Source organism: Ekhidna sp. (assembly GCF_965228795.1).
Classification (GTDB): Bacteria; Bacteroidota; Bacteroidia; order Cytophagales; family Cyclobacteriaceae; genus Ekhidna.
Genome location: NZ_OZ245839.1, coordinates 1,871,055 through 1,897,222 on the forward strand (window position 1 = coordinate 1,871,055; position 26,168 = coordinate 1,897,222).

General features: G+C 38.2%; 22 protein-coding genes and 1 tRNA gene. 10 read left to right on the top strand and 13 right to left on the bottom strand.

Annotated elements, in window-relative coordinates; all coding sequences use genetic code 11:
- Positions 1-25 precede the first annotated feature (25 nt).
- From ACQK2H_RS08410 to maoP, 3 genes are all read left to right on the top strand, one after another.
- Positions 26-223: an antitoxin Xre/MbcA/ParS toxin-binding domain-containing protein gene (locus ACQK2H_RS08410; RefSeq protein ID WP_425390988.1), complete on the top strand. Its 198-nt coding sequence runs from the start codon at positions 26-28 to the stop codon at positions 221-223.
- Between the two features lie 398 nt (positions 224-621).
- On the top strand, positions 622-1,764 hold the full coding sequence (locus ACQK2H_RS08415) for a hypothetical protein (protein WP_425390989.1): 1,143 nt from the start codon (positions 622-624) through the stop codon (positions 1,762-1,764).
- 183 nt (positions 1,765-1,947) lie between these two features.
- Entirely contained in the window at positions 1,948-2,343 is a 396-nt protein-coding gene (maoP, locus tag ACQK2H_RS08420) for a DUF413 domain-containing protein (RefSeq protein ID WP_425390990.1), read from the top strand.
- Here the strand turns inward: maoP and ACQK2H_RS08425 are convergent, their stop codons facing one another.
- Positions 2,344-3,084, bottom strand: a complete 741-nt coding sequence (locus tag ACQK2H_RS08425) for a hypothetical protein (protein ID WP_425390991.1) — start codon at positions 3,082-3,084, stop codon at positions 2,344-2,346. It abuts the gene before it with no gap.
- 143 nt (positions 3,085-3,227) lie between these two features.
- On the opposite strand from ACQK2H_RS08425, the gene ACQK2H_RS08430 reads away from it, so the two are divergent.
- The 5 genes from ACQK2H_RS08430 to ACQK2H_RS08450 all read left to right on the top strand — a co-directional run bounded on the left by ACQK2H_RS08430 (position 3,228) and on the right by ACQK2H_RS08450 (position 13,841).
- Positions 3,228-6,974 carry a DUF7149 domain-containing protein gene (locus tag ACQK2H_RS08430; protein WP_425390992.1) on the top strand — a complete coding sequence of 1,249 codons (3,747 nt, stop codon included), beginning with the start codon at positions 3,228-3,230 and terminating at the stop codon, positions 6,972-6,974.
- Positions 6,975-7,072: 98 nt separating this feature from the next.
- Positions 7,073-9,295, top strand: a complete 2,223-nt coding sequence (locus ACQK2H_RS08435) for an ATP-binding protein (RefSeq protein ID WP_425390993.1) — start codon at positions 7,073-7,075, stop codon at positions 9,293-9,295.
- Positions 9,292-11,709: an McrB family protein gene (locus tag ACQK2H_RS08440; protein WP_425390994.1), complete on the top strand. Its 2,418-nt coding sequence runs from the start codon at positions 9,292-9,294 to the stop codon at positions 11,707-11,709. Before ACQK2H_RS08435 ends, ACQK2H_RS08440 begins: the two co-directional genes overlap by 4 nt.
- The gene (locus ACQK2H_RS08445; protein WP_425390995.1) at positions 11,702-12,898 is read left to right on the top strand and encodes an McrC family protein; all 1,197 of its coding nucleotides are present in this window, start codon (positions 11,702-11,704) and stop codon (positions 12,896-12,898) included. Before ACQK2H_RS08440 ends, ACQK2H_RS08445 begins: the two co-directional genes overlap by 8 nt.
- Before the next feature lie 52 nt (positions 12,899-12,950).
- Entirely contained in the window at positions 12,951-13,841 is an 891-nt protein-coding gene (locus tag ACQK2H_RS08450; RefSeq protein ID WP_425390996.1) for a glycerophosphodiester phosphodiesterase, read from the top strand.
- Positions 13,842-13,843: 2 nt separating this feature from the next.
- Here the strand turns inward: ACQK2H_RS08450 and ACQK2H_RS08455 are convergent, their stop codons facing one another.
- The 9 genes from ACQK2H_RS08455 to ACQK2H_RS08495 form a co-directional block, all read right to left on the bottom strand.
- The gene (locus tag ACQK2H_RS08455; protein WP_425390997.1) at positions 13,844-14,545 is read right to left on the bottom strand and encodes a hypothetical protein; all 702 of its coding nucleotides are present in this window, start codon (positions 14,543-14,545) and stop codon (positions 13,844-13,846) included.
- Positions 14,546-14,556: 11 nt separating this feature from the next.
- The gene (locus ACQK2H_RS08460) at positions 14,557-17,928 is read right to left on the bottom strand and encodes a TM0106 family RecB-like putative nuclease (protein WP_425390998.1); all 3,372 of its coding nucleotides are present in this window, start codon (positions 17,926-17,928) and stop codon (positions 14,557-14,559) included.
- A gap of 81 nt (positions 17,929-18,009) precedes the next feature.
- A complete protein-coding gene (locus ACQK2H_RS08465; RefSeq protein ID WP_425390999.1) occupies positions 18,010-18,717 on the bottom strand; it encodes a hypothetical protein in 708 nt (235 codons plus the stop codon).
- A complete protein-coding gene (locus ACQK2H_RS08470; protein ID WP_425391000.1) occupies positions 18,683-19,396 on the bottom strand; it encodes a relaxase/mobilization nuclease domain-containing protein in 714 nt (237 codons plus the stop codon). Before ACQK2H_RS08470 ends, ACQK2H_RS08465 begins: the two co-directional genes overlap by 35 nt.
- On the bottom strand, positions 19,390-19,653 hold the full coding sequence (locus ACQK2H_RS08475) for a plasmid mobilization protein (RefSeq protein ID WP_425391001.1): 264 nt from the start codon (positions 19,651-19,653) through the stop codon (positions 19,390-19,392). Before ACQK2H_RS08475 ends, ACQK2H_RS08470 begins: the two co-directional genes overlap by 7 nt.
- On the bottom strand, positions 19,650-19,928 hold the full coding sequence (locus tag ACQK2H_RS08480) for a hypothetical protein (protein WP_425391002.1): 279 nt from the start codon (positions 19,926-19,928) through the stop codon (positions 19,650-19,652). Before ACQK2H_RS08480 ends, ACQK2H_RS08475 begins: the two co-directional genes overlap by 4 nt.
- Positions 19,928-20,218 (bottom strand): hypothetical protein, encoded by a 291-nt coding sequence (locus ACQK2H_RS08485; RefSeq protein ID WP_425391003.1) that lies wholly within the window; start codon positions 20,216-20,218, stop codon positions 19,928-19,930. Before ACQK2H_RS08485 ends, ACQK2H_RS08480 begins: the two co-directional genes overlap by 1 nt.
- 65 nt (positions 20,219-20,283) lie before the next feature.
- Positions 20,284-21,090, bottom strand: coding sequence for a hypothetical protein (locus ACQK2H_RS08490; protein ID WP_425391004.1), 807 nt, complete (start codon positions 21,088-21,090; stop codon positions 20,284-20,286).
- A 116-nt stretch (positions 21,091-21,206) separates the two neighbouring features.
- Positions 21,207-21,280: transfer RNA gene (locus tag ACQK2H_RS08495), tRNA-Ile, on the bottom strand.
- 57 nt (positions 21,281-21,337) lie between these two features.
- Between ACQK2H_RS08495 and ACQK2H_RS08500 the strand changes: the two genes are divergently transcribed.
- Both ACQK2H_RS08500 and ACQK2H_RS08505 read left to right on the top strand, forming a co-directional pair.
- Positions 21,338-21,973 (top strand): HAD family hydrolase, encoded by a 636-nt coding sequence (locus ACQK2H_RS08500; RefSeq protein WP_425391005.1) that lies wholly within the window; start codon positions 21,338-21,340, stop codon positions 21,971-21,973.
- Positions 21,966-23,186: a site-2 protease family protein gene (locus ACQK2H_RS08505; protein WP_425391006.1), complete on the top strand. Its 1,221-nt coding sequence runs from the start codon at positions 21,966-21,968 to the stop codon at positions 23,184-23,186. The genes ACQK2H_RS08500 and ACQK2H_RS08505 overlap by 8 nt, the downstream gene beginning before the upstream one ends.
- Here ACQK2H_RS08505 and ACQK2H_RS08510 read toward each other — a convergent pair.
- Genes ACQK2H_RS08510 through ACQK2H_RS08520 form a run of 3 tightly spaced genes read right to left on the bottom strand, consistent with a single transcriptional unit; the run spans position 23,183 to position 26,159 of the window.
- Entirely contained in the window at positions 23,183-23,482 is a 300-nt protein-coding gene (locus ACQK2H_RS08510; RefSeq protein ID WP_425391007.1) for a rhodanese-like domain-containing protein, read from the bottom strand. The two genes, ACQK2H_RS08505 and ACQK2H_RS08510, sit on opposite strands and share 4 nt — an antisense overlap.
- Positions 23,479-25,314: a T9SS type A sorting domain-containing protein gene (locus tag ACQK2H_RS08515; RefSeq protein ID WP_425391008.1), complete on the bottom strand. Its 1,836-nt coding sequence runs from the start codon at positions 25,312-25,314 to the stop codon at positions 23,479-23,481. The genes ACQK2H_RS08510 and ACQK2H_RS08515 overlap by 4 nt, the downstream gene beginning before the upstream one ends.
- Positions 25,314-26,159, bottom strand: coding sequence for a PASTA domain-containing protein (locus ACQK2H_RS08520; protein ID WP_425391009.1), 846 nt, complete (start codon positions 26,157-26,159; stop codon positions 25,314-25,316). The genes ACQK2H_RS08515 and ACQK2H_RS08520 overlap by 1 nt, the downstream gene beginning before the upstream one ends.
- Positions 26,160-26,168: the final 9 nt, after the last annotated feature.

Consider the following 26,168-nt stretch of genomic DNA (forward strand, 5'->3'; position numbering starts at 1 on the left):
TTTATTTGAATACGTTTTTTATAGTATGAATCTCCAATTACTAAAACGTCTTGATGAGGAAGGCCTGAAAACTTTTGATAGTAAAGTGAATTTTGATAAATGGATGAACACTTCTTGGGAATTTCTTAATGACAGAAAGCCAAAAGACTGTTTAGAAAACGAAAAAGGGATCAAACGCATTACTAATATTCTAATTCAAATACGACACGGAATTTTCGCTTAACAATCCGGTCTTTTTTTGCTCTCGATTTCGCTAGGTTTCACTGCTATTTTCGCTTACCCAATTTGCTTAGCTCGTTTGCAAAAGCTGATTATTCTTTTGAGCAAGATTTCGCTTAGCTATTAAGCGAATCCGCTCGCCTTCTTTTAGCGAGCATAAGCAAACTACGGTCTGCTAAAACACTTGCTATTCCCTCTATACTTGCTTTTTTGCTTGCTATTCGCTCGTGGCTAGTGCAGCGAAATCCGCTCCGCTTTTGCTAGCAAAAATCCGCTGCTAGTTCGCTGCTTATTTCGCTAGCCAATTCGCTCAACTTCGCTCGCTCAATTTTGGTTAGGTGGGGCCCTCAGTAGGTCAGGTTTGGCGTGGCTTTTAGGTCTGATGATTGGCTAACATAAGCCATGAATAAAAATTATAAAAATGAATCTAATTCTGAGCAGCTCAGGAGGATTCAGGTAGAACTTGATGACCTACACTCACAAGGGAAATTGAATGTAAAGTATAAGGTCTTGGGTATTGAAATGGTTGCTGGGAAAGGGCTTGTAGGCAAGCTTAGATGTCTTTCTTGTGGAAGTATGAAAAAACGAAAGATGGCGCATATCAGGAACAATCCGAGTAAGGGTGGTTGTCTCTGTCAGAGGACTCATACCAAGAAAGAGATCAAGGAGATGCTTCAACAAAAGCTTGGTCCACAATATCAAGTAAAGAAGGTATATAGGAAGAGGACGACTAGTAAAAGAGCAAAGCACGCAAAGTCACCTTTCCACGCTCATGTCTATGATAAGAAATGGAAATGCACGCATCGTGATTTGAATGTGAACAACATTCTGAATAAAGGTACCTTGCCAATGACCGCCAAAATGATCCATGAGGATGAAATACGAGAGACAGTAGAGTCTAAATGGCCGACACTAAAAGTCAAATTTGTTTCTCGCTTGCTCTGGGAAACCAAGAGGGGTTACTTTCAAAATCTAATTTACCCCTTTGTAAGATGTATTCGTTGTGGGGAAGAATATTTTAAACGGTATTCTAAATCAAAGAAAGCTACCCGTACATTTTGCTGTGGGCTGGGTGGAACCACAGGCAAGAGAAAGAATTTTATTAATAAATGTAAAAGGAATGGGGGTAAAGGATTACTCTACTTCTGTTACCTCCGACATCCATTAGGTTTTGAATACATCAAACAAGGGATAACAAGTGAACTAAACCTGGAGGAGAGATTAAGAAGATTCAAAAGGGAGAAGTTTAAGGAAGTCGTAGTATATCGAACTTATATTGGAGATGCCGGTAACATATACGATATGGAACAACACCTACTTAATAACAAACCCTTTGTGAAAACAGTAGTGAAGTTTGATGGCTGTTCTGAATGTTATGAATGGGATGTGATTCCTAAGATTTGCACAAAGAAGGATCGTGAGTATGTACGGAAATGGCGAGGTAAGATCCGATCTGAAAAAACAAAGCGAAGCTGGTCCAATTTTGTGGAGTTTTTAGGGGATGAAGAGCGACATCAAGTGGATTTGAGACAGCTTAAAGCATAGTATTTATGGGGGAGTGAAAACTCCCTCGTTTCATCTTCTTATAGCAAGAAGTGGAAATGTAATACACTTTGAATTTTCTATGGTCTGTGGTTACTTCCTGAAAAGTGCCCTAAAACAGTCAGATTTTTGAAAGGATATTGATGATCAATTTCAATGCTATCTAATGGTTAGTTAGATTTAGGAATGCCTAGCACGAAACAGGATCATCTTCAATATTTAAAAGAGAAAGGTCAATTCAAGATCGATAGTAAAATCAAGAACCTTCGGGCATTTTCTGATGAAATGATTGATATTCTTGAGAAGTATGGACACTGGTTTGAGGCCTTAATTGAGGGCAAACTCGACCCCATCAGTGAGAAGCAAAGGATGTTTGTTGATGCTGTAAAGAACGAGCACCCATTCTCAATTGAAGAACAAGCTTGGGTACTTTATAAAAAAAGGAAGAGCCTTGAGAAGGGACTTAAAGATGCGCTGAAAAGAAGACCATCTATAGCAACCGATACCTTTTATGATCGTGAAGATGTTAAAATATTAAGAGGAGCTATGTTTGGGACGAATGTGAAGGAACATTTTAGATGACTATTTTTTCTTTTTAAATAAGTATGAAATCAGGTCAAATTCTTTCATCGTTTCATCTACAGGTATTTGATAAACTTGATATCGTTCACCATTATTTTTTCTTGGCATTTTTTTAAGGTTATGTTTCTTTACAATGTTTTTCATGTGCTCAACATCTATCATATGAAGTGATTCTTCTCGCGGAGAATTGTTGATCTTATCTCTATCATAAACGGCAATGATCACAGGTGTTTTTGTAAATTTTTTCCACATATTTAGATGACGCTCAAGATGGTCTACATTAAACTCAAAACAGGTTTGACCTTTTTTGTTCTCAATAAAAAATCTGCATTTCACATCTATCTCATAGTTGCCAGCATTTCTTAATAGGAAATCTCCTCTTTTAATGGGTATATATTCTTTTGTTGCGTTTGTATATGCTTTCATTGATTCTTGATCTTGATTGAGCTCTTCTAGGATATATTCTTTTTTCAAAGCTTGCTTTTTGAAAAGTTCCTGGGCCAGAATTCCTACACGATAAGATGGTTTTGAAAATCGTTTATACTGTGAACTATCTTTTACCAACATCGGCCTCCATCGTTCTTCTCCTTGATAAATGATAGAGTCAATAGAGATTGGAAGCTTAGCTAGCTCAATTTCATCTTGAGCGTATGCATATTTAATTTCATTTGAATTATGTTTTAGTATTACGTGAAACCCCATAATTTCTTTCAGATATAAATTATAAATTTTGAGACCCAATTAGGTGCGCACTATATTAGTGATTAATCCTTAAAAAGAAAGGGAAAGCACTTACCTTCAGCACTTCTATACATATTTCTTTATCTCCTTCAATCCTATTTAATGGTTTGTTAGCTTTAAGGAACATTTGCTAGTTTCACCAAATGCCACTAAAGCCACAAGAATCACTCAACAAAGCCTATCGAAGACAAAAGGTCAATCGTGCTGAGATTGAAGCCTTCAGGTCTAATCTTTCATTGCTTCTAAAAGATCTGAATGAGGATGAATCAGAAGAGCATCTCAAGAACAATGTGATGGCTTTCCTATCTGATACCTGGTATAAAAATGACCACTTCATTAATACCAAGGGTAGAACCGACTTTGTCATCCATCAGGAGAAATCACCAAAGAGCAAAGTGGGTGTTTTAACGGAAGTCAAAAGGCCAGGTAATAAGTCGGAAATGATTTCTAAAGAGCAACTGAATGCCAAAGCACTTCAGGAGTTGCTCCTCTATTATTTACGAGAACATAAAAGCAATAAGAATGCCGACATCAAGTACCTGGTTGTAACAAATATTTATGAATGGTTCATCTTCGATGCAGCTCTGTTTCACAAATACTTCTACAAGAATAAGAAGCTGCAAAAAGCATTTCAGGAATGGGACTCAAAACAGCTAGAAGGCACGGACACCACATTCTTCTATTCCAAAATTACCAGCACATACATAGCCGAAGTAGAGGATCAACTAGAGTATACCTGGTTTGATTTGCGTGAGTATGAGAAAGAACTAAATAAGGGAGAAGACTCTCAAAAGTTAATCTCTCTATTCAAGGTGCTGTCACCTGTTCATTTACTGAAGAAACCTTTCGCGAACGATAGCAACAGCCTGAACAAGCAATTCTACCATGAGTTGCTGCATATTATTGGGTTGGAAGAAGTGAAGGACAAAGGTAAGAAGGTCATTCAGCGAAAGGCTGAGGGCAAACGGATTGAAGGTTCATTTCTGGAGAATGCAATCATTACCATGGATGAGCGTGACAGATTGAATGGGCTGGATCGGCCATCACACTTTGGAGACACTCATGACGAGCGTCTCTATGCAGTTGCTCTGGAGCTTTGCATCACCTGGATCAATCGGATCCTCTTTCTCAAGCTCATGGAGTCTCAGCTGGTGACCTATCACAAAGGCGATCAGGCATATCGCTTCCTGGATATAAAAACAGTGCCCAACTACGATGCACTGGAAAGCTTATTCTTTGGGGTGCTGGCTAGGCGAATAGAGGACCGGTCAGATCGATACAAGGAGAAATATGCCAAAGTACCTTACCTCAATAGCTCGCTCTTTGAACCGACAGGATTGGAGGAGATCATGACAGTGACTATGCTCAATAACAATCTGGAGCATGAGCTATACTCCAGAACTGTGTTGAAAGATGCGAATGGCAAGCCTCTCTCCGGAAAAATGGATGCACTGGAGTATTTGTTCCGCTTTTTAGAGGCTTATGATTTTAGTAGTGAAGGAAAGGAAGAAATCCAGGAAGAGAATAAATCCTTAATCAATGCCTCCGTTTTAGGATTGATCTTTGAAAAAATCAATGGCTACAAAGACGGCTCCTTTTATACTCCCGGATTTATCACCATGTACATGTGCCGGGAGACGATCCGGCGAGCTGTGGTTAAAAAATTTAATGAGGCTAAAGGTTGGAAGCTGGCAAGCTTCGATCAACTCTATGACCACATAGAAAAGGATAAAAAGCAGGAGGCAAATGACATCATCAATAGCCTGAAGATCTGTGATCCTGCCGTGGGTTCCGGACACTTCCTGGTTTCAGCGCTGAATGAGATCATAGCCATCAAGTCCGAGCTGAAGATCTTGCTGGACCGAGATGGTAAAACCTTGCGTGACTATGAGATTACAATCGAGAACGATGAGCTGGTTGTAGAATCAGAAGGAGAGCTGTTTCAGTACGCCATTGGAAACAAGGAGAAGCAGCGAGTTCAGGAAACCCTCTTCCATGAAAAACAAACGATCATTGAGAACTGTCTTTTTGGAGTAGACATTAACGCCAACTCAGTGAAGATTTGCAGGCTCAGGCTGTGGATTGAGCTGTTGAAGAACGCTTACTATAAGAATGAAGGAGAGCTGGAGACCCTTCCCAATATTGACATCAACATAAAGACCGGTAATTCACTCATTAGCCGTTTTGATCTGGATGTGGATATTAGTGATGCCTTAAAAAAGAGCAAGTGGGATATTGGGACTTATCGCGATGCGGTTTACAACTACAAGAATGCCACGAAGAAGGAAGATAAGCGTGAGTTTGAACGACTGATTGAGAGCATCAAGAGCGATTTTGAGACAGAGATCAATAAAAAGGATAAGCGACTTATCAAACTCAACAAACTAAAAGGTGAACTCTTTAACCTGACCAACCAGCAGAGCATGTTTGAGATGGGGCCTAAAGAAAAGAAGAAGTGGGAAAAAGAAGTGGGCACCAAATCCACTGCCTTGGGAAAGTTGGAGCACGAAATTGAAGAAATCAAAAGCAACAAAATCTACGAAGATGCTTTTGAGTGGCGGTTTGAGTTTCCGGAGGTCCTTGATGATCAAGGCAACTTTAAAGGGTTTGATGTGGTGATAGGGAATCCCCCATATATCAGGGTGCAAGAGCTTGGACATAAACAAATTGATTTTTACAAGTCTTCGTATCAAGTAGCCCATAAACGAGTTGATATTTCTATTCTATTTTTTGAGCTAGCTGGCCGTATTAATCAGACAAACTCGACTTCAACTTTCATAACATCGAATCAGTTTATCGGTGCTGAATATGGTGAAAGGTGCAGAGGATACCTTATGAATAAACTTGGCCTTTTGGAAGTTATTGATTTTCAAGATTTACCTGTTTTCGATGAGGCTTTAACATATGTAAGTATCTTCTTCTTTAAGAATACTTTATCTGATAATTTCTTTTACAGAAAGGTAGACTCAATAGCATCAGCCAAAGAGTTCGACTTTGGTAATAAAACACCAATTGATGTTGATAATTTGGATGAAAAACACTGGTCGCTTGTATCCCAAGTCGAATCAAAATTGATAAACAAGATTAGTTCGAACCCTAAGCTTAGTGATTTTGGTTCATGTCATTATGGGATAGTCAGTGGAAGTGATGATACATTCTTACTATCTAATGATAAAATTGAAAAGTTAGGTATTGAGTCAGGAGTTTTGCTCCCTCTTATCAGAGCACAAAACTGTGATCGATATGCCATAATTGATACAGATCAATACATTATATATCCTTATGAACAGAAAGGCAATAGCACAAACCTATTGCCTTTAGAAGTAATGAGAGCTAGATATCCTAATGCCTATCGTTATCTCAAGTCAAAAAAAAGTGAACTGGAAAAAAGGAAAGACTCAAGAAAAACATTTGAAGGTAAATCAAACTGGTACTCCTTAACGAGATTTGGAACATTAGAGGTCTATAATTCGAATAAAATACTCTGGCCAGGCGAGACTAAACATCACAAATTCGGACTATCTAATAAAACTGCTGGTTACAGTGGTGCTAGAGTATTTGGTTTAACTCTAGATGTGAAGGAAGATGATTCATTGAGAGCTTTACTTGGAATACTGAATAGTTCATTGGCCAAATTTTACTTACATAGAAGAGCTGCTCTGAAACAAGGAGGATACTATTCATACTCTTCTAGAATTATCAATGACTTTCCTGTTCCAAGGGTTGATGTCATTGATATTTCCAAAAAAGTAAATGAAGTTATTTCTAGAAAAAATGATGATCTAGATAATGATACGTCAAACATTGAATATCAAATAGATCAGTTGGTATATGAGCTATATGGGTTAACGGAGGAAGAGATCAAGATTGTGGAAGGGGGTGAAGGGTGAAGCCAAAACTCACACAGCCGCAAAGAATTCTAGTAGCATTTATTTATCTGATCATTTTAGTAATGATTTTCAGGGGGCTAGGTGGTGATATTCTTTCGATGGCTTTTGATTTAGCTAATGATACAAGCCTTTGGTTCTACTCTGGTATTCTTCTAATAGTTCTAGGCAAGTATGTTGCTGAGCCTTTTTTTACAAAACCAACAGACTCATTAACCAACTCCTTAGCTGTATTGATAGCTCTTTTGACAATTGATTCAAAAGCATCCTTTTTTGGGTATCAGGCTATTTTCATCTTCAACCTGACCGTTCTCGTATTTAGTCTGGTTTCAATTGGATTGAAGGACGCAGAATCTAATTTATGGAGAGGCCTAAGTCGGTTTACTTATTGGTTTTCTGTCAAGTTGGGCGCAAGTAACGTTCTATTTTCAATCATTTTCTTAAGTTCAATTTATTCTTACTTCGCTCTTTCTAGCCCGCCTGATATAGTGGACTTTATTATCCTCTTGGCCTTCTGGATTTGCATTGTATTCTTCGATCTTGTTGGCCTAACGGTTGAGGTTTTATCGGGACTAAGGAATATATCAAAAACCAATTCTGCAGTAATTGGGAAAGCCATAGGGTGTGAAAATCCACTACTTTATAAAGTTGAGATCGGTAATGAAAATTCAGTTAAAGAAGGTGATATTATAACTATTGAAAATCGAAAAAAAACAAAGTCTGTTGGGATTGTTATTAGTGTAAGGCAACTTTTGAATAAACAATGGGCAAACGTGTATTTGCTTCAGGATGAGAACAAGCAAAAAATAACAGTACCTTCCCTGTCTGCAATTTTCTCAAGCTCTAAATCAATTCTAAGTGATGAAAATTCAGCTTTTCACATAGATTCGGTTGAAGACTTTAGCGATCCTATTAAGGAAAAAATAAATTCATGCTTACTCTATCAGAATTTTAGCTCATTAATAGGTTTTGTAGAAAGCGGCTCAAACCTCAACACTCTAAAGTTTCATATCCTAGGACTCTCAGAAGCTAATCACGTGTCAGAAGGAGCAATTCTTAAGGTTCAAGTGAATGGGGTTGAGACGCTCTATCAAGTGATTGATGGAAACACTCGTGATGAACCATTAGAAAATCAAGATGTTTACGGATTCACAATTGGAGTAGCTCGAAAATTGGGTTATTATAACCTAGAAAGAAATGAATTGGGCGTAGTATCCTGGATGCCTGAAATTTTCACACCTGTATTTCTACATTCAGAGGATGAGATAAATGAAGAAGAGAGGTCTACAATAGCTGAAAAGTTTATTGGAAGGCTTCCTACTACATCATATCCAATACCAATTGTTGATTATCATTCTTTAGTAACTCATAATACTGCAATACTTGGAATTTTAGGTATTGGAAAATCTTGCTTAACATTTGAGCTAATAAAGAAGTCAATTGAAAAGATCGAGTCGTTAAAAGTAATATGTATTGATATTACAAATGAGTATGCTCGAGAGGATAGGCTTCCTAGATATATTTCCGATGAAAAAATTGAAAGGGATGTTGCTAACTCTTTTAATCAAATCAATGCTAAAATAGAATTTGTGTCTAGCGACGAGAATGGAAAACAATACCCGGATAAAAGTGGCAACAAAGATCTTTATAGAAATGAGATAAGATTAGACTTATTAAAGTTTTTATTTGATTCTCAACAAACTCCAAATGAATATGTAGTAAGTGACAAAAAAAATATCAGGGTTTATAATCCTGATTTTCATAAAGTATCTAAAGGAGAGAAAATTGGATATAATGTTATAACAACTCTATTAAGCGCAGCAGAAAAAACAAGGATCATATGTGAAGAAATTCTTAGAATTCTTATGGAATTTGACTCAACAGATGGTTCATCAGCTCGAGTGATGATTGTTTTTGAAGAGGCACATTCGCTGGTTCCAGAATGGGGGTCAGCTGCAAATGATGGAGATGTAGCAGCTGTTAATGGTACAGCAAAGATAATATTACAAGGCCGCAAGTACGGGCTAGGGAGCTTGGTCATAACCCAAAGAACTGCGAACATTAGTAAGAGTATCTTAAATCAGTGCAATACAATATTTGCACTTCGAGTTTTTGATGATACGGGAAAGCAGTTTTTAGAGAATTACATAGGATCAGACTACTCAAACACTCTTCCTACACTAGAGGAACGACATGTAATTGCTGTAGGAAAGGCTTTAAGATTAAAGCAACCGGTAATTATCCAATTGAATGATAGGAAATATTTAACTCAACAAGAGGAACAAGATGATGATGGTCAGATTGTGGAAGGGGGTGCAGAGTGAGTGATATTGAATATTTCAGGTTAAACGATCTTGTTGGATACAGAGATTGGATTGGTGAAAAGTACGATAGCAATAGTGTAGGAACTAAGATGTACTTCGAAACACGTGATAAACTTAAACATCTTGGACAAAGACTAGGAGAAGCAATTGGGGTTAATCTTAGAAATAATTACAACGAAAAGCCCAATAAAATGGCTGGACATGGTCAAGGGTTTGTACTTAAGGAGTACATTCTAACAGGCTTTGTTCCAAAAGACATTCCAATTGAAAATCAAGTTTTCGTAAAGCTTAGCTTTGGAGGATTCGACTCTCAACCCGAATTTGGAATTGATGTAGATGTAAACTTTTCCGATGATGAAAATCAATACAAATCTTATCGAGATAAGTTTCAGGCGGAGCAATATTGGAGAATTCCTGTGGATTCAAACTTCCCGAATACTTGGGACGGTTTAGTTGAATTAATCTCTCCAGTATTCGAGGAGCAGATAAATTATGTAATAGATTTTTTTGATCAAAGGAATGATTCGGAAATGAAAATAATAGCACATTTCATCGAATGGATGATGTATAATTGGAAAACTGCTACAGTCAAAACCCATAATAATTATGCGAAAAATGTAAAGGCATACGCAGAATCTGGATCCTTTGATCTCGATAAGGTCAATAGCTATGATATTACGGAGCTTTCCCGTTTGGCTCAATCATTAAGAAATAATGGACAAGAGGGAGGCAAAGCTTTTTCGGCTTTTGTTAAGGATTTGCAAAAGAAAGACAAGCAGTCCTCTGATGCTTCAGTGCTTCAACTTAATCAAATTCTTTTCGGGCCTCCTGGAACAGGTAAAACCTACAAAATCAATGAATTAAAAAGAGGATTTATTGATAAAGAAGAATTATTGGTTGATGATAGTTTAACATTTGATCTGGCTCAAGATAATTCTTGGTGGAAAATTATTGCGGCGATTTTATATAGCAAGGGTTCAATGAAAGTGCCGGACCTAATAGACCACCCAATGATTCGTGCAAAACACAATCCTGACAAACCAACCAAAGCCAATCAAATCGTTTGGTCTCAACTGCAACTTCACACCAAGAAAGAGAATGAATTTGTAAATCATACCCGGAGGCATGACCCTTTAATTTTTGACAAGGACAAAGAATCGAATTGGACTGTTGATAGGCAACTGGTTGAAGAGGAATTAGTAGAAATCAAATCACTTGCAGAGGAAATTGAAAACGTTGATAAACAAATAGGTAAAATCAAGACTCTTGAGCGATTCAAATTCGTAACATTCCATCAATCATTTACCTATGAAGACTTTGTAGAAGGAATAAAGCCTGTACTGACCAATGATGAAGATGAATCTTCTGACCAGGATGACATTGCCTACAGAATCGAAAAAGGAGTTTTTTATGAAGCTTGTCAGGAAGCTTTAAGACTTGCAGGCTATAAATCTTTTAAAGGATGTTATGAAGATTCTCATGAGAGTAAGGTCAAAAATTTCAAAAAGGCCAAGCCGTATGCAATCTTCATAGATGAGATTAATCGTGGAAATGTAAGCGCCATTTTTGGGGAACTTATTACTCTAATTGAGGCTGATAAGCGTATTGGTCAGGATCAAGAATTATGGGTGAACCTTCCTTATGATAAGTCCGTCAAATTTTCCGTTCCCCCGAATCTCCACATTATAGGGACAATGAATACTGCTGATAGAAGTATCGAAGCTTTAGATACAGCTCTCAGAAGAAGGTTTGCATTTGAAGAAGTCAAGCCAGATATTCATTTGCTTGAACCACATTTTCTTCTGTGGAGATTATGGCAGAAGGACTGGGATTATAAGTGGAAAGATGAAAAGTGGATTCTTCATGAATCAAGCTTATTAAAGCTGATCGGTGAAGTAAAGGATAAAAAAGCATACGAAGCTTTAGAAAAGAAAGTTGATTGGGAGGAAGGCTTGAAACGGAATGTCTTTGAAGGTGTCGTAGAGTTTAATAAGCTCAATCCAGCGAAATTGCTCAAGGCTATTAATGAGCGAATTGAGTTACTTATTGACAAAGATCACATGATTGGCCACTCTTATTTTTTCTCTTTGATAGGTGCTGATGATTGTGAAAAGGAGCTGATGTCTATTTTCTATGATAAAATCATTCCCCTTTTGGAGGAGTATTTCTACGGTGATTTTGGAAAGATTGGTTTGGTTTTAGGGAGACATTTTGTTGAAATTCGGTCAGGGGCGGAAGTAAAATTTGCCGCTTTCGAAATGGAAGATCAGAGCATGCTCCAAGATAAAAATGTCTACACCATCAAGGACTATAGATTCAATAAGTATGAGGTAGATTTCATGGCGGCAGTCAAGTCTATTTATGAAATTCCATCTGATACGATCAAGGGCAGGGAAGAAGAAAATGATGGATAGAACCTACCAAGTTTTTGAACATTCAATGCTAAGATGCGAGCCTGGCAGAAAGGGGTATGAGGTGTGGTTTACGGCTCGTCATCTGGAAGCTATGGTAGATTATCATGATAATCGAGGTGGTTCAAAATACTTTAAGCTAGTACGCTCTGGGGTTCAGTTCTCACAATATGTAGGTGTAATGCAAGTGTTGGATCTCACTATTGAAATCCTTCCCAAGACAGATAGAAGTGAAAGCAAATCAGATTGGCACAATGTGTTGCTATCCATGCTTCGACAGACACGCTTTTTACAGCTTAATTACATTTCTGAGGCATCATTGCGATATAAGAAGTACTCGATCCTTCACTTATATTTTCAGGAGTACATTAATCAGGTAAGAGGACTGGTCAGAAAAGGGTTAATCAGGAAATATAGGAGGAAAGAAGGAAATCTATTTGCCCTGAAAGGATCACTCAAATTCAATCAACATATCAATCAAAACCTTGTACACAAAGAGCGTTTTTATACCATGCATCAGGTCTATGATCACAATCATTTAATACATCAGGTTTTGTACAAGGCTTTGGGAATCATCCAGTCTTTGACTAAAAACTCATTTATTACCGATGACCTTAACCGACTACTATTCGAGTTTCCTGAAATGCCATTCGTTAGTGTGACTGAGAAGACTTTTGAAAAAATTAATCTTGACAGAAAGTCAAGCTCTTACAGCAAGGCACTGGAGATAGCTAAAATGATAATTCTCAATTACTCGCCTGATATCAAGGGTGGGAGAAATGACCTATTTGCATTGCTGTTTGACATGAACGAATTATGGGAGGAGTATATATATCGTCAGCTAATCGCATCTGGATATAGCGTCAAATATCAGGACTCTCAATTGTTCTGGAAGTTAAGAAGAATGCGGCCTGATATGGTGGTTAATATTGATGGAGAGAATCAAATAGTTGACGCTAAATGGAAAATCGTAAATAATGCTCAGCCTTCGGATGAAGATCTCCGTCAGGTTTTTGCATACAATATCTATTGGGGAGCGAAGAAGGGGTTTTTGGTTTATCCGAAGACTTCCCTCAGTCCAATTGCTAGTCCCGGATATTATCATAAAGGTCACACCTCTGATGAAAAGATGAGCTGTCAAGTGATGTATGTTGATGCTTTAATACAAGGCCAATATAATCTTGAACTGTGAGGAAATTCTAATTAAAATACTAGCTTTATTTTTTCCAATGAGCTTAGTTTAGATGAAATCAAGAAAAATAATATTCAAATCCGCTGCAGTAATGACTATTTCACTCTTTATTTTTTTAGTTCTAACTGTTCTGATTCCCTTTTTGAAGTGGAAATCAGTCTCTATAGATGATAGCAACAATTTTGAATCAGTTAAAGTCATTGGGCATAGGGGGGCTGCTGGCCTTGCACCAGAAAATACTATCACAAGCATAAGAAAAGCAATAGACCTGAAAGTTGATGTAATTGAAATAGATATACATTTAACCAAAGACGATCGGATAGTTGTAATGCATGATTATGAAGTTTCAAGAACGACTAATGGTGAAGGTGACATTGAGGATCTGACTTTAGGTGAAATTAAAAACCTCGATGCAGGAAGTTGGTTTAGTGATGAGTATAGCGGTGAAAAAGTACCCACTCTTGAAGAAGTTATTGATTTGATCAATGGTAAGTGTGAACTATTGATAGAAATTAAATGGCCTAAGAAGGGAATATACAAGGGAATTGTTTCTAAGATGGCAGAGTTAATTACCTTAAAAGGAGCAACTAGTTGGATTACAGTTCAGTCATTCGAAACCAAATATCTGCATGAGTGCATAGAAGAATTTCCAGATATCAGGATTAATCAATTGGTTTTTGGAAAATCTTCAATAGCTCCATTTTATTATGATAGAAAGTTTAGATTCGGTTATTTCCGACCGCTAGATAAAGCCCAATCAGTCAATATTTTTTACATGTATGCTAATGAGTCTTTCGTAAAAAAAATGCATAACAATGGCTACCAAGTAGCAGCTTTTACCTTGAACAAGCCTGAAGATATTTTAAAAGCTGCCAATGTAGGATTAGACGGAATTATAACCGATTATCCGAATTTAGCCTTAAAAGCCTTGAATAGGAGATAAGATTATTCTCGTTCAAAGTATGGCTGCATAACTTCTTTATAAAATTTTGTATGGTTGTTATTCACCTTTACGACGTAAAAGAATAAAAAGAATGAAGTACTCATTGCAATCATGACAAAGAAAGAGGCCAAGTAAAAAAATGGTAAATATCCCTTTAATGGGATCATGATTAAAAAGTATAGCCAAATTCCAAAGGCTATGATATTCGGCAAAAAATATGTAAATAGTCCTATCGAGGCATTTAAGAACTTAGCTATAAAATTCTTCGACTTTCTTCTAAAGAAAACACTTCCATACAAAAATCCTAGCCAACTGAAGAAGACATGAGAACTTTCTTTGTACACGTTTTTCATTAAATCAAGAGTGTACAACTCTATACGCTTTTCAATCAAATGATTTGCATTCTGCACACCAACCCATGCTGCTATTAATATAATTATACCTAAGCCAGCTTTAATAAAAAGGTCAGGATCACTTTCAAAACTATCTATAAACGTGTTTTCAGTGCTAAAGAGTTGAACCACCACAAATGAAAAAACAGAAATGAAAGCTACACTCGAATTGTACGCAACCTTTACACGCCAATTTATTTCATCTCTCATGCTTCGAATCTCCTCAATATTGTAAAAAACAACTTCTCCATTATTCTCTGCCAATATTTTGGCCGGAATAGGTGCTTTGCTTCGTTTTGATTTTCCGAACATTAGTTATTGGTTTAAACTGTTAATTCTAAATACCTACACATACCATTTGCCCATTTCATTTGAGGAATAGAATGACATTCTGGTTGAAAGAGCTTTGGGCTTGCCACCAAAATACAAATACATTCTGCTCTGCTAGTTGCTACATTTAATCGGTGCGGGTCATACAAGAAACTCATCCCACGCGGGGCTTCCTCTGGAGAGGAGCTAGTCATGCTGTAAATCACAACGGGTGCTTGTTTCCCCTGGAACTTATCTACTGTTCCAATTCTACAATCCGGAAGTCTGTATTTAAGTGCCGCAACTTGTGCGTTATAGGGAGCCACAATCAATATGTCATCGGAAGTGATTGGTTTAGTTTCTCCCGTTCTGTCAGTCCACTGAAGCTTAGCATCCAGCATCTCTTTCACAATCTTTTCAATCTCGGAGACTTCTTCCGGAGAGGAATTTTGGTTTCCAACATGATCAACGGAATGATAGAATAGCCCTGATCCACTGAATGTTGAATCCCCCTGGATTTTCTGCTGTGCTGTTTCCTCTTTTGATTTTAGACGCCCCTCATAATACAACTCAGAGGTAAATGCTGCTATGTCCGGATGTAATCTCCAGGTGGTATCGAGGAATATTCCTTTCTCAGTAGGTATGGTTTGATGCTCACCTATGATGTGCTGCAATGCCGAGACATCAGCACCTTCCGGATGAGCTCCTTTCTGTGGTTGCTCCAATTGTTGTGGATCACCAAGTAGTACAATGTTCTTAGCCGCTTTGGAAACAGCCAGCACATTGGCCAGTGACATTTGACCTGCCTCATCTACAAACAGATAGTCCACTGAGTCTTCAAGCTGATCATCAGCCCATAGCCATGAAGTGCCACCAACTACGGTCCCATCTTCCAGTAAGCCAAGTGCTTCATCTACTTTTTTGAATGATACTTCATCTCCTTTTTCAACATTAGTAGAAGAGGATACTTTATGCTTAATGGCTATTTTTAAATCTTTCTTTTGTCCTTCTTCCTGAACACTTTCCAAGAAGTTCACAATCACGCTATGGCTGACGGCAGTGATTCCTATTCGCTTCCTATTTCTAACCAGCTCAGCAATCAACTTGCTTCCATTGTATGTTTTTCCGGATCCCGGAGGACCCTGAATCGGGAGGATGCTATGGTCAAGGTTTAATAGGATTCTAAGGACGTGCTCTTCCAGTGATTCACCTGGCTTTGCTTCCATGGCCTCACCATTCAATAGTCTTGGGTTATGTTGTAGCAGCAAATCTCTGCCTGCCCTAAATGGACCTTCAGTATCAATTCCTTTTGCGATGATAAATTGGATCAGCTTCCATAGTGATTGGATTAGGACAAAATCATTAATCACCTCTTTCGTACAAACAGATATAGGGTTTACATCTGCTGTTTTACCCATTTTCTTGATACTAACTGTAAAGTCCTCATCAGAAATTTCATAAACTGAGCCTACCTTGTCTCCAGGCACTTCAAAGAGATCCGTTCCTTCTTTTATTGATATCTCTTGAGGTGGAAATGTATAGATATGAATCGGTACTCTTTTAGCGTCTGGATGTTCACCAGTATATGTCAGTCCTGTGATCGCTTTACGCTCATGCAAAAGTTCGTCTGGCTCCATATCCTGTAGCCTGAAATATTCCCAGAAAGCACTCTTCTTTTCTCTGCGATAGTATTCAACCAGGTGAGCAGTTAACCACAAAGCCTTTTGTTCATTATTCCAATCCTCCCGGTCTTCAGGAAGATCTTTAATCAAAGCTTTGAACATTTCCTCTGCTTCAATATCCCTTCCTTCAACTCCTTCAGAGGCAGCGCCATCTTTGACAGGTGGTCGCTGAAGCTGTGCTTTGTTTTCCTGATAGCGTTGCTCAAGAAAATGATGTAACGCCTCTGTGGCCAGGCAATCATCTTTGTTGTATTCCTCAACCACCTGTACATCTGCTTCAATAAGCAACTTATCAGTTTTGAATTCTAAGGCTGTAGCAATTCGTCTTCTAGCCATGCTGGACAACCGAAGGTCTGCTTTCCGTTCATACGTGGTGAGCTTTTCTACATCTTTCAGCGAGTAGCTCTCAACACTTGCTCTCAATGATTCTTTAAGTACAGAATAAAGGTCAATGAATCGTTCGCCTCTGAGCAGATTGTCTACCTCAACTTCCTTAGTTCTATGGTATTGAGCCATCCTCTTAATGGCAGCAGGTTCGTATGGGGCATAATGATAGATGTAGAACTCCGGATATCTATTCCATTGTTCTATTAAAAAATCAATGAATTTTTCAAATGACTCTTTCTCTTCACCCTTATTTTTTGACCATAGATAGTTGTAATCCTCATAGCCTTCCTCAGGAGTATAGGTAAGATATCCTAAAAGGTATTCTAGCCCACCTTCTTCATGAAAGTGATCACTTTCAATATCAAAATAGACATCACCTGTATTGGGAGCCGGTAATCGGTTCAATCCGCGTTCTGGGATTATTTCTAATAACTCGTACAGAATTGTCTCCGCAGCTCTTCCTGAACGTTGAATTTTGGCCTGGCTATGAATTTTCTCATAAGTGGCAATACTCCCTTGCTCAGGTATTGTTTTAAATGGTTCATCTACTCTAGCATAGCTATCTAAAGTATTAAAGCCTTGTTTCTCCAGCTCTTTTAAGTGCATGGCCTGAATGCCCGCAATCAAACTAAGGTGATCGTCATCATGCCACTTTTTATCACATTCCTTCCACCATCTGCAGGTGCTACATTTAGCTACAGGGTAGGGATAAGAACCTTTAGGTTGATTCACTATTGTATTCTCGAACTGCTTTTTGATGAGCTGATAATACGATTGAAATTCCGGATACCTGAACTTGTCAGTTGGAAAGTCATCACCTGGTTTTACTACCCACATATTTTCCGGATCTCGACCCTGGAGCTTGCTCAATATTTCAGAATAAAGGCATAGCTGAAGAACTGTACCGGCTTTTGTTTCAGTGGCCAGCTTGGTGTCTTCCACCTCGTAATGATAATCACCAAGATCACTTGCTCCATCTACTCGTTTTAGAAAATCAGCTCGTCCGTTCCATCTTCCATTATAGAGCCCTGCCTGAAGGATGTAATCATGGCCTTCCTGCATGGCTTTGAGGGTAGCCTCATTTGAGTGTTCAGTAAGCCGATAAATAGAGAACTTTTGATCTGCCAAAGATTGCTCATACGCATTCTCATGTTCAAGGCCTTTTTGCTTTAAGAGTTCGTGGGCCGGATCATAGAAGTCAGGTGAGTCTATTTCTTCAAGTTTCTCTGCTCGATCGAGTTCAGTGAGGTGTTTGCAGCCTAAGAAATTTACAAGGTCAGTTGCTGACAGAAAGAGTTGGTCGTCGATGAGTTTCATTGATGACCTAAGATAGATTGTTTAGCAGTTAATGTAAATACCAGAAAGTGGGTAAATGATATTGGTTGTTAAAAGGCATCTTTAATGGTCTTTAGAATGAATTCTGATACTATCCAACCTAGCCTTTTCAATTTGAAACAATGAATCGTTTCTCATAAGGGGAATTATTTTTTTGAACGATTCAGGCTCATTTGCTTGATACAGAAGAGTTAGTTTTTCTAGTTGCTCTCTTGTTTCTAATTGCTCATCGAATTGGTGAATGCTTGATAGCAAAAAGGCAAAAGCGAACATTAGCATAATGATGTACACGGGAAATGAGATATACTCAGCCCACTTCACTCTAATTCTAGGTATGTAAATAAATATACTCCGACTTAACCGCCTGACTAAGTTTTCCATTTTAACATTCAAATCTTTTTGACGATTTAATTCTTCGTTAAACCGCAGAGTGGTTAAACTCAATTCTCCTTCTTTTCTCTCAATGGTAGCTTCTAATTTTTGCAGGGAATTGAATAATTCATGCTGCTTTGCTTGATACCTTGCATTCTTTTCATCCCAAGTTTCTAGCTTTTTAAGGATGTATACAATCTTGATTACAGAATCATAAAATTGACCTAGATTAATTGAATCAGCCTTTCCTTCAAGAAATTCAATTTTAGTTTCAATACTTTGAATGATTTCTTGATACTCTACAAAGTCAAGTCCTAGTTTGTGCAAGAATTCCTTCAATTCTTCAATTTCTCTTCTTAATCTGTCATAATGATAGTGATCGTTGCTTTTTTTGCTCATAACGTTTTTGTCTTTTTTTCTCTTCTTTTAATAATTGAATGTGTTCAAAAAATATTTGAGGAATTTCATTGAATGTTAATACGTTTTTTGACTCAGTGCTTCTTATTATAGGATTGTCCTTCTTGTCGAAATCAATCTTCAAATTGGCCTTGATTAAATAGTCTTCAATAGCATCAAAGTGATTGCACTTTTGAATTTGCTCAGTTAACATTTTTGCCATTAAAGATTTCATCTGCGGTGGCCCATAATATCCAAGTTGCTTGTCAAATTTAATTGCCGTTGCTTTTGATTTTAATCCAATAAACCCGTCATCATGGACATTTAGATCAAAAGACTGTTTTGATACCGCTATGTGCAAATGAGGACTTCCTGTATTTCTGTGAGCAAAGCATATCGAGGCATTTCTTGTGAGATTCATCTCTTGAATAATACAGCTATATGCCTCGTTCATTCGCTCTAATTTGAAGTTCGGATCTTTGGGGTGCCAGGCTACCTTAATATGATAGTAGCTATCCTTAATGTCTCTTTGAAATGCTTTGAATTGATTTCCGAGGTAATCCAGATCCTTCGGGTCATAGTCACAAAGATTTTTTCCCACAAATAACGGTTTAGATTCTTTACGAGTGATGTAATTTAAGGTCGCTTTAATGTGGTTGTTACTATGGGTTAAAATCACCATTGTCGTTTAATAATGTGTTTTAAGATTCTTCGCAGTTTATCTACTAGCCATTCGTTATCTCCTGCCAAATCGATCATATCGACTAAGTTCTCAATGGCAAAAGCATCCTTATGATTAATACGAGACTTTACATATCCATTTTCAATCAGTTGCCTCATAAATTCTCCTTTATTCATTCCGGCATCTTGCGATTTTTCTTCAAGAAGAATTTTAAGGTTTTCATCTAAGCGAAAACTGGAAGTAAACTTCATGTTCATTGCTTGGTCTTATCAATTTCATCAAAAACGTTTTGCAACTTCTCCGTCATGCTGCGAAGGTCATTAGACATCTCCTCAATGTTTTTCATTTGAACATTTCCAAGTTCTTGTCCTTGTTTGAATGCCTCTGAGCAAAAGGCAGCATCTTTAAGGGAAATTTTGTTCTGAGCGATATATCTTATGAGAAGGATGAACCATTGATGAGTCCCTTCCAGTGAATTGTAGCCGATGTTAAATGACCAGCTTTCAAGCTCTGATAAGTATTCTTTATCCATTATTTGAAGCTTTTAAATTCAATATGTTTAATAATGGAAGACCTACGGTACATAACATTTCGTGAGGAGAGTTCTGAGCACTCAATGATACCTTCTCCAACATATTCATTCAACGTTTTGGGATTAGAGATCCCGAGCATGTGATATGCCATGCGTTGATTTACCCATTCTGTAGGTTCTTGTTTTGGCTCTCGCTTCGCAAAGTAGTTATCTATATATTTTAACAATGCGTCCCACTCTGCCGAGCCCATGATTATGTAATACGCATTGGTAGCATGAAGTTTTTCCATGCCACAAGTCAAATGAAGTACTATTGTGTTTCCTACGGTTACCTTAAAAAAGGTTGGTAACTGATCTAATAGTCGCGTATTTGGACAATTTCAGGGATGCCCCTTTTTGTCCAGTAGGATTTCATGTTTGCTTGAAGGGATACAATTCTTTTGGTATCTTTTATGTCAAAATCGCCACCGTTTTCAAGTTTCCAGTATCGTGGATCACTAAAAAAAACATGCGTCTCATTGCTACTCTTAAATAGTCCACGAAACCTTGCGATCTTCTTCATGTCTTCAACTTCAATTGCAGATCTAATTTTATTTTCTAACAATTGATCAAATTGCTCCCTGTTCCATTTAATCCCATTTTCCATTCCAAGATCAAATAGGTGATTTTTTTCAACTTCATTTAATTTCTTCAGAATGTTGAAAGCATGAAATGGATTGTAAACGCCATTCGATTTATTGCATAGTTTTTTAATTGCTTTTGAGGATAATACCAAACAATGTGCCTTAAAAAACCACTTGTATTTGTCATAAAAAAGAAGGTATCTGTTATAAAGTCCTCCTATGAGGTAATTGGTTTTCTTTTTTTCAAGCAATGAGATATCATTCTGTAACTGCTTATCAATCTCTTCATAGAGTAAAGCTAGACTCTCACCATCTGATTTTTTCAAGTAAGCTAATTCATTAATGATTTTAAAGTGATGGGTAAAACTTAGAAGAAAGACATCTGTATTATATTGAAGGCCTTTTAACTTAAGAGAAGTTGTTAAAATCAATTTTGTAAACATCAAATTGTGTAATGCAATTTTTACTATGGATAGTCTAGTGAGATCGTATCTCTTCCTGTTTTTTTTGAGTTCAAGAAGGGTAAGCTTGAAATTCATATGCGAACTAATTAGTAAATGGGTTACGGTAATTAATGAGATTCAAAAATTGCAGATAACACGCAGTAAAATAAAAAAGCACTCACGAAAATTTCGTAAGTGCTTGATTATCAGTGTGGGCCCACCAGGGCTCGAACCTGGGACTTACTGATTATGAGTCAGTTACTCTAACCAACTGAGTTATAGGCCCTCTTTCTATTTGAAATAGGAGCGCAATATTACATATTTGCGACTTAATAGCCAACGAATGTCAGACCTACTGCAAGGCATAGATGCCGTAATTTTTGATTTTGGAAATGTATTGATCGACCTGGATTATCCTAAGGTCATCAGGAAGTTTTCTGAAGTGGCAAAAAAGAACCAGGAAGAGATTGAAGAACTGGTTGTAACTGCACCTGTTCTGCAAAAATTTGAAATGGGAATGATAGGTCCAGATGAATTTAGGGCCAGCATCAATAACCTTTTGGGTACTAAAATGGGTGAGCGACAGTTCGAATCGATCTGGAACAGCATGCTTAAATCCATCACCAAAGAGCGCATGGATAAAGTGCTTAAAATCGGTGAAAAGTTTGATACGTTCATTCTATCAAATACCAACATGATTCATGAAATAGCCTACGAAGAGATGATCATGGAGTCGACCGGACGCTTCAGTTTACGAGACTTTGTAAAGGAAGTGTATTATTCTCACGAAATAGGCATGCGTAAACCAAACCTGAATTGCTACAAGTTTGTTATTGATGACATTGGATTGTATGCTTCGAGAATGCTCTTCCTTGACGATCGATTGGATAATGTGGAGGGAGCACAACGAGCCGGTATGAAAGCCGTTCAAATTTTTGATCCTGACAAACAACTAAACGAAATTTTTGGGCTTGGATAACCAGCAGAAAACTAAATTCATTCAAATTGGCTTATTCATCATTACACTGGTCACGACGACCTTTGCAGGTGTAGAATGGACCATTGGTAAGTTCGTGATTACGGGCCTCACATGGGATGAATTCCTTTACGGTTTTAATTTTTCAATTCCTTTTCTTCTAATTCTTACCGTACATGAGTTTGGTCACTTTTTCACTGCACGCTACCACAAGATACGTGTCACTCTGCCATATTATATCCCTATGTGGTTTGGTTTCATTGGTATGCCAACTATTGGAACGATGGGTGCTTTTATTCGAATCAAAGAGCATATAGCCAGTCGGATCAAATACTTTGATGTTGGAGTTTCCGGTCCGATTGCCGGATTTGTTGTGGCAATCGCATTTTTGATTTATGGATTCCAAACGTTACCGGAAACAGAATACATCTACGAGATACATCCAGAGTATGAAGTATTTGGGGAGAATTTTGAAGAACGAATGGAAGGTTTAGATACGCTCATCCTCAAGAAGGATCTAAACCCGGAAAGAATGGCATATGAAACCTTGCCGGATACAATAGATACAGGTAGGGAGGGGTCCGTATCATTCGGTGATAATATCCTAATGAACCTGGGCAGGAGCTATCTAGCACCGGATGATCGGTATGTTCCAAGCTCAAAGGAGCTCATGCATTACCCTATTTTGTTGGCTGCTTATCTGGCATTCTTCTTCACTGCATTAAACCTGTTACCTATAGGTCAGTTGGATGGAGGACATGTGTTATTCGGTCTTTTTGGAGAAAAAAATCACGGCATTATCTCTAGAGTAATGTTTACTGCTTTTCTATTTTATGCAGGACTTGGATGGGTCACTACAGCGGATTTAATTAATAATTCGATTGAGTCACTTGCCAGTTTTCTATTAAGTATTGGAGTATATCTATTTATCGTTTATTGGAGTACCGCAAGTGTGTTTAAAGAGAAACAGAATCGAATACTTTATGCAACCGTAATGTTCACCCTCCAATTCTTTATTGCCTCCATATTCAAAGTGGAAGGGTATACCGGATGGCTGTTATTCTCTGTTTTAATTGGAAGATTTATTGGTGTAGACCATCCACCGGTTATTGATAATCAGCCATTGTCTGTTGGAAGAAAAGTGTTAGGCTGGGTAGCTTTAATCATATTTATTCTAAGCTTTAGTCCCCAGCCATTGGTCATTGAAGGAATCTAAAGTTCCAGATAGGCGGTGATTCCACCTTCCATGTTGCGTACATTGGAAAATCCCTGGGAGTTGAGATATTTTTTTGCTCTTCCAGATCTAGCACCGGATTTACAGTGAACAATCACTTCTTCATCTTTCATGTGCTCAATTTCAGAAAGCCTGTTTGGTAAGTCTCCCAATGGAATAAGCTTGGCGCCAATATTGGCTTCTTCGTATTCCCACTCCTCGCGCACATCAATAAAGTTGAATTTTTCGCCATCGTCCAGACGAGATTTTACTTGCTGGCAGGTTATATCTTCGTTCATTTTTTTATGATTTTAAGTGTTTGATCACCCTCTTTTCGGTGAATGGTGAGCAAATATAAGCCTGACTTCAAACTTGAAAAATCATGAATGACTTCCTTTGCATTCTGACGAATCACCTTTCCAGAAAAATCCCTCAAGGTGATCATTTCATAGTCACCCTCGATTTGTATCCTGCCGAAAGTAGGATTCGGATATACTTTTGATACGAGGCGTTCACTACTTCCAAGTACAAGTGAGTCAATTTTTTCAAAGACCGGTCGAATCATCAGTGCGCCACTCAATCGCTGGTTTTGCTCCCATACTCCGGATTTGTTTTCAAAAATATATTCAGAAGCATCCGGGTTGCTCCGGTCAAACCCAATGCCGATGTAATCATTTTTGCTTTGTTCATAGCCAATGTAAAAGGTATCAGCCAAAAGGATGGGGCTGTTCAATTCGTACCTGGTAAACTCATTTAATGAGGTGGCCGTGGCTACATTAATAGCCTGAGATCTCACAGGAGCATCATTAAGATTTCGAAAGACTTTAAGTTGCAACGCGCTGTTCGAGCTTGGAGGGTCAATATTTGGAAAGTGGATATCAACATGTGTGAGTGTATCCGGTCGCTCCAGCCAATATTTTACAGCCACTTGTCCACCATTGATATTCGTGCCTGCAGCATACTCTGCCACACCATCGTCATAGGCGTAATAATTGTGCAAGGTATAGGTCGTTCGCAGCGTATCGTTTATTCTTAAATCAACCTGGGTTCCGTCCAGGAAATCATCATCTGAGCTTTCTAAATAAACTTCCGAAGAGATAACCAATGAATCAGCATCCGGAATGGCAGACAGGTCAACCCCATCTAATTCAATGAATCGTTCGATGGAAATGCTGAATGGATCCGGATTATTGAATAATGGATTTTTATTGCCGTATTCGATCGAATCGATTCGTGTGTTATTGATTACGTCATTGATAACTAAAATGTATTCAGTAGGCTGAAGCTGGGCATCCAGGTTAAAGGCCTGTACCAATTGACTGCTGGTAAGAGCAGCCTGATTTGCTCTGAATTGATAGGTTGGCATTGATTTAAAGGGTGAGAAAGGAGCCTTCAGCTGTCCGGTTAAACCTCTATCGAGGTAATAATAATCTTCAGAACCTCTATTTTCATTCAAATAAATCCAATCCACATGCCATGCATCAAAAGGCCCGTCCAAATCCCCGTATGATTGAAATCTGAACATGAATTTCTGTGTTAGAAATTGCGATTCTACAACAATCGCCTCCTGGGTAAAAACACTGTCCTGATGTGCTTCTACATCACCTCCGTCTTTCATCCAAACGGTTTTCCATGGAGCGGCTGTATCAGCAGGATTATGGAATTGTAATACAAGCGAATCACCTGGTTCCGGTATCTCCACATTTCCACCCGCTTGCCAGTAGAAGGATAAGACCACATCAGCTTTTCCTTGAAGCTCGATGGTATCAGACACTAATTGATCGGCCAGCCCTTTATCGTCTCCATGAAAAGCACCATTGGAATCCAGGCCGTCAAACGTGGCTACTTTATAAGAAGGAGGATTGATCGCTAAACTGGCATTTACATAAACGTCTTTGCTAAGCTCCGCATTCCATTGTCTCGAGGTGTCATTGCCCCATACCCTTAGACCATCAGGAGACACATCGGTTACAGAAAAATCATCCCAGAAAGGAAGCGACGCTGGATTCACTTGTTGTGATTGAGTTGCTCTTGCTCGTTGCTGAACAGATTGCTTAATAGGTTTGATGCTCAACTGGCTATAAGTCAGCGATGCGCTTGCAATACATATGGTAAAGAGAATCCTGCGCATTAATTGTCCAGAATTGTTGGCGTATTACTAACTGTGTCAGGTTTGTAGATCCAGATATCGATGGGATCATTGATCCTCACCTGTTTTTCAGGTCTTGGATATTGCTGCTGTACAGTACCGGGTGAAATGCTTCGATATTCCAATATGTCATTACCGACAGAATCTACCGCAGCGAAACCAGCGAGTGATTTTTCGGTAAATCGGACTTTACCTACTCGCAGACCTGATCCAATGATTGCAAATTCAGCTTCTTCCTGTTCCAATCCAATTAGGTTTGGAGACTGAAAAATTGTATTACCGTATCCATTTCCCGCAATCAGATCAATTGCCGAGCCCTTTTCTATTTTCTCACCTGCAAGCACCGTTCTTCCGTTTAATTTTGTTTCAAGTACCACAAAAAAGTCATCCGGCACAATTGTAATGTCGCCCAAAAGTAGGTCATACGATTTTAAGGTCATCATCGCGCTTTTTAATGATTTATCAATCAAATCAGGCATGCGCACTTTTGGTGGACTTTCTGCATTTAGTGTAACGTAGATTTTTCGATTTTCTTTCACTTTTGTATTGGGCTTGGGTACCTGACGTAATACAGCCAGAGGAGGAAAATCAGGAGAGTAGCTTGAGTCGGCTGTTGGTTCATACTTCAAGTCTCGCTTCCCTAAAAATTCGTCTAGTTCATCCACAGTCATACCTTTAATGTCAGGTACGGTGATGGTCTCACCATGATTAGTGGAGATGGGTAGCCAAACGTAAAATACAATTACAACAATGAGTGCACTGCTGCCGATTAGCACTCCCAGGTGAATTAAAAAATCTTTGATGCTGGTTGGTTTTTTAAATGTCATCTTGCGTTT